This window comes from Longimicrobium sp. (assembly GCF_036554565.1).
GTDB lineage: Bacteria > Gemmatimonadota > Gemmatimonadetes > Longimicrobiales > Longimicrobiaceae > Longimicrobium.
In genome coordinates, this window is the sequence record NZ_DATBNB010000230.1 from 1 (window position 1) to 4855 (window position 4855).

Sequence of the window (4855 nt, forward strand, 5' to 3'; positions counted from 1 at the left end):
GGAGAAAACGGAGGAGCACCTCCGCAGTTCTCCGCGACCTCCGCGCCTCCGCGTGGTCCCCCGACGGAGCAGGAAACCGATCAGACCGCGTCGGAGAGCGAGGTGAAGGTGAAGTCGCGCGCCTTGATGGCGGGCACCATCACCGCGCCGCCATCGCCGTCTTCCGAGGCGCTCACCCGCACCGGCTCGCTCATCGCCTCGATGTTGTTCAGCAGGAAGATGGGCGACTCGTTCCAGCGCAGGTTCTTGACGGCCGTGGTGATGCGGCCGTTCTCCACCAGGAAGGTGCCGTCGCGGGTAAGCCCCGTGAACAGGATGGTGCGCGGGTCCACCGGGCGGATGTACCACATGCGCGTCACCAGCAGCCCGCGCTCGGTGGAGCGGATCATCTGCTCCACCGAGGTGTCGCCGCCCGACATCAGGTAGGTGCCGGGGTTGCCCGTGGGCTCGCGGTTGCTGCGCTGCGCCCAGAAGCGGTTGTACGCCAGGTTGCGCAGCGTGCCGTTCTCAACCCACACCTGCCGCCGGTTCGGCAGCCCCTCGTTGCCGAACGGGTTGGCCGCGATGCGCGGGTCCGCCGGGTCGGAGATGATGGTCACCCGCTCGTCCAGGAACTTCTCTCCCAGCTTGTTGCCGCCGCCCTGCTTGCTGAAGAACGAGCGGCCCTCGTCGGCCGTGCGGGCGTTCAGCGCGAACGCCATCAGGTTCACCATGTTGGCCACGGCGGTGGGCTCCAGGATCACCGTCCACTCGCCCGGCTCCACCGCGCGCGGGTTGCGCGACAGCTCGGCCTTGCGGATGGCGCGCTCGCCCAGGGCCGCCGCGTTCAGCCGCGCCCAGTCGTTCTCGCCGCCGCCGGCCCAGCCGGAGCCGGTGCCGTCCGGCGTGCGCACCGTAGACGTGAGGCTCACGCCGGTGGAGCGCGCGTAGGCGAACAGGCCGCGCTTGGTGGCGACGGCGTTGCTGCCGGTGGAGTGCACCAGGAACCCGGTGGAAACCAGGTTCTGCCGCGCCGCGGGCCCGGCGATCTGCATGATGGCGCGGGCGCGCTCCTCGGGCGTCAGGTTGGCGGTGGCGTCGAAGTACGGCTCCGACTGCACGTACTGCTGCGGCCCCAGCTCGCCCAGGTACTCGGGGTCTTCGGGAACCAGCCGGGCCAGCCGCTCGGCCGTCTGCACCACCTGCCGAAGCCCCTCGTCGTCGAAGCGGTTGGTGGTGGCCGAGGCCACCTTCTTTCCGAAGGCGGCGGTGACGGTGACCGTGGCGTCGTACGAGTCGCCCGAGGTGCTCACCTGGTTCATGGCCCACCGGGTGTTGCCGGTGGTGGAGCTGTTCAGGTTCACCCGCGCCTCGTCGGCGGTGGTGAACGAAAGGACCTTCTGCGCCAGCGCCTCGGCGTCGGCGCGCGACAGGTAGCGGGGTTCGGCCATGCTCAAGCCCTCCGACCGGTGTTGATGACGTTGACCCCGCGGAAGCGCGCGGCCGGACAGCCGTGCGACACCGCGTTGACCTGGGAAGGCTGCCCCTTGCCGTCGAAGAAGGAGCCGCCGATGAAGTACGTGCTCTGCCCGCCGATCAGGTCCATCCCGTTCCAGAACTCGGGCGTGCGCATCTGGTAGGCGACGTCCTTCAGGTCGCCCACGATGCGGCCGTTGCGGATCTCCTTGAACACCTGCCCGCCGAACTGCGCGTTGTAGCGCTGCTGGTCGATGGAGAACGAGCCGTCGCCATCGATCAGGATGCCGTTCTCCACCCCGCCGATCAATTCGTCGAGCGGCACGTCGCGCGTGGGGTGGGGAAGCAGGTTCACGTTGGGCATGCGCTGAAACTGCACCACGTTCCAGTTCTGCGCGTAGCTGTTGCCGTGGCTGCGCACCGGCTTGCCCGTCTGCCGGTACCAGTCGGCCAGCATGGGCGCCTGCTCGCGCGTGGTCTGCAGGTCGTTCAGAATGCCGTTCTTGACGATCAGGTACTCGTCGGGCTTCACCCCTTCGTCGTCCCAGCCGATGGACGAGAGCCCGCCCGGGGTGCTGCGCTCGCCCTGGATGTTCATGAAGTCGCGGCCGTAGCGGAACTTGCCCAAGAAGTCGGCGATGGGGGAGATGAACGACGTCCCGGCGTAGTTGGCCTCGAACCCCATGATCCGGTCCAGCTCGGTGGGGTGGGCGATGGACTCGTGGATGGTCAGCCACAGGTGCGTGGGGAGCAGCACCAGGTCGTAGCGTCCCGGCTCAACCGGCTTGGCGGTGAGCTTGCGGACCGCCTCTTCGGCCCAGCGGCCGGCGTTGCCCGGCAGGTTGGCCTGCCGGACGTGCTCGTATCCCATGGCCCGCGGCGCCACGTCGGTGCTGGCCCGGCTCTGGAAGTCGCCGCCCTCGCCCACCGCGGTGATGTTCATCTGGGGGTACGACCGGTACAGCGTCTGCTCGATGTACGAGCCGTCGGTGGACGCGAACGTCTTGTCGATGCGCAGGAAGTTCATCGACGAGGTGACGAAGCGCGCGCCGTTCACCTTGAGCGCCTCGGCGTTGGCGCGCAGCAGCAGGTCTACCTTTTCCTCGATGGGCACGTTGAACGGGTCGGTCTCCAGCGGCGACGACCAGCGTCCGTTCGGCACGGCGTCCACCGGCGCCAGCTCCAGCGGGCGCTGGCGGGCGGCGGAGTTGGCCCGTCCCTGGGCCACGGCCTGCCGGGCCACCCGCACCACCTCGTCGGCGCTCACCTCGCGGCTGGCGGCGAACCCCCAGGCGCCGTTCACGATCACCCGCACCCCGAAGCCGGTGCTTTCGGCGTCGTTGAAGAAGAGGATCTGCCGCTCGCGCGTGCCCAGCGCCTGCGAGCGGTTGCCCGAGATGCGGACGTCGGCGTAGCTGGCCCCGGCGGCGCGTGCGGCCTCGAGCGCGCGCATGGCCAGGTCGCGGCTGACGGCGGGATCCATGGGATCGATGGGCGCGGCGGCCGCCAGCCGGGGCAGAATGGCCGATCCCGCGCCGAGCGCAGCCGTCGCGGCGGCGCCGTGCAGGAGGAACTCTCTCCGCTTCATGGGTTCTCCGTCATGGAGGTGGTAGGGATGACCGGCAAACTAGAACGAGCGTCCGTACGCCGCAACGCCGCGCGGGCGCGGGGGTTGCGGATCGGGACCTCATGAACGCACCTCGATTCGCCGCCGCCGTCGTGGGGGCCGGCCCCGCCGGGCTGGCCGCCGCGCTGCGCCTGCAGGGTTTGGGCGCGGCGGTCACCGTCTTCGATTCCGCGCCCGCCGCCGGGGGGCGCGCCTGCACCGACTCCGTCGCGGGCTTTCACGTAGACCCGGCCGTGCAGCTGCTCAGCTCGGGGTACGCCGCGAGCCTTCGCGTCGCCCAGGCCGTGGGCGCCGACCGGCTGCTGCAGCGCTCGCCCGGCCGCGACGCGCTCTGGCGCAAGGGGCGCCCGCACGAGGTGGTCTATGGCTCCCCCGCCAGCATGCTGGCCTCCGGCGCCCTGCCGCTCACCCTGAAGCTGCGGATGGGCGCGCAGTACCTGCCCTTCCTGCAGCGCCACGGCTCCGCGCTGGACCTGGCGGCGCTGGAGCGCGCGGCCGGGGCGGGGCTGGATGCCGAGTCCGCCGCGGCGTGGGGGCAGCGCGAGCTGGGGTCCGACTTCGTGGACCTGCTCGTGGCTCCGCTGCTGGCGACGCTGTACGGCACGGGTCCGGCCGAGGCCAGCGCCGGTTTCTACCACGCCCTGGCGCACCAGGGGATGAACCTGCAGGTGATGGCGCTGGCCGGCGGAGTCGGCGAGTTCGGCCGGGCCTGCGCCGAGCGCATCGCCGCGGGTGCCGGGGCCGTTCGATTCGGCACGCCCGTGCACGCGGTGGAGACGGACGGCTCGCGCGTGCATCTCTCCGGCGACGGGTGGACCGAATCGTTCGATGCCGCCGTCCTCGCCGTGCCCGCGCCCGCCGCCCTGGGCGTTGCTAAATTTCTGACACCTCAGGCCGCGGAAAGGTTGGCCCGGGTGCGCGTGCGCTCCGCCGCGTCCCTCGCGCTGCTGCTGGACCGTCCCCTGGGCGTGCGCTGGTTCGGGCTGTCATTCGCGCGCGGCGAGTCGCGCGTGGCGGCCGCGCTGTGTGCCGAAGAGAACAAGGTTTCCGGGCTGGTGCCCCCGGGCAAGGGGCTGCTGGTGGTCTTCGCCCAGCCGCGCACCGCCGAGCGCCTGGCCAACGCCGACGGCGCCGAGGCCGTGCGCGAGCTGATGCCCGACATCGCTCGCGTGTTTCCGCGCATCGAGAGCACCGTGCAGGAGGCGCGGCTCTACACCTGGGGTCACGGGTGGACGGTGTTCTATCCCGGGCACCTGGGCGCTCTTCCCGCGCTGCGCAGTGCCGCCTTCGATGCGGCGGACCGAGTCGCGCTCGCGGGAGACTATCTCTATGCGCCCACCGTGGAGGGTGCCGTCACCTCGGGCCTCGCCGCGGCCGAGCGCCTCGCCTCCCGTATCGTTCCCCATCCCTGACGATCACTGGTCTCACGCGGAGGCGCGGAGGACGCGGAGAAAAGACGGAGCACCCCTCGTGCTGTTCTCCGCGACCTCCGCGCCTCCGCGTGATCCATGCAGTTTCGGCTACGGAGCAACAGGGCTACCTTGTCGCGCCTTTGTGACGACATATCCCGGCGGATGGATGATGGAGTTTCCCGAGCTTTTCGACCCGGACCTGTGGTGTCCGCTCACCGACCGCGAGCGCCGCGACCGGTTGGCCGCGGCGCTTCTCGCCGAGCTGGGCGATGCCCCCGGCGTGCTGGACACGCGGATCGAGGTGGGCACCGTCGACCGGCCGTACGACTACACCGGCGTGGTGGAGACGGATGTGGGCGAC

The 4855-nt window shown here is 70.8% G+C and carries 4 protein-coding genes; 2 read left to right on the forward strand and 2 right to left on the reverse strand.

The annotated features are described in order from the left end of the window. Positions 1 to 80: 80 nt before the first annotated feature. On the reverse strand, positions 81 to 1430 hold the full coding sequence (locus VIB55_RS06265) for a TldD/PmbA family protein (protein WP_331875812.1): 1350 nt from the start codon (positions 1428 to 1430) through the stop codon (positions 81 to 83). A 2-nt stretch (positions 1431 to 1432) separates the two neighbouring features. Continuing rightward, positions 1433 to 3043, reverse strand: coding sequence for a TldD/PmbA family protein (locus tag VIB55_RS06270; RefSeq protein ID WP_331875813.1), 1611 nt, complete (start codon positions 3041 to 3043; stop codon positions 1433 to 1435). Between the two features lie 101 nt (positions 3044 to 3144). Between VIB55_RS06270 and VIB55_RS06275 the strand changes: the two genes are divergently transcribed. Further along, positions 3145 to 4494, forward strand: a complete 1350-nt coding sequence (locus tag VIB55_RS06275) for a protoporphyrinogen/coproporphyrinogen oxidase (protein ID WP_331875814.1) — start codon at positions 3145 to 3147, stop codon at positions 4492 to 4494. Between the two features lie 142 nt (positions 4495 to 4636). Beyond that, the coding region (locus VIB55_RS06280; RefSeq protein WP_331875815.1) for a hypothetical protein at positions 4637 to 4855 on the forward strand (219 nt) is incomplete at its 3' end.

Excerpts from the sequence above, each read along its gene's own strand:
- VIB55_RS06265 (WP_331875812.1), bottom strand. The coding sequence starts at position 1,430 with ATGGCCGAACCCCGCTACCTGTCGCGCGCCGACGCCGAGGCGCTGGCG.
- VIB55_RS06270 (WP_331875813.1), bottom strand. The coding sequence starts at position 3,043 with ATGAAGCGGAGAGAGTTCCTCCTGCACGGCGCCGCCGCGACGGCTGCG.
- VIB55_RS06275 (WP_331875814.1), top strand. The coding sequence starts at position 3,145 with ATGAACGCACCTCGATTCGCCGCCGCCGTCGTGGGGGCCGGCCCCGCC.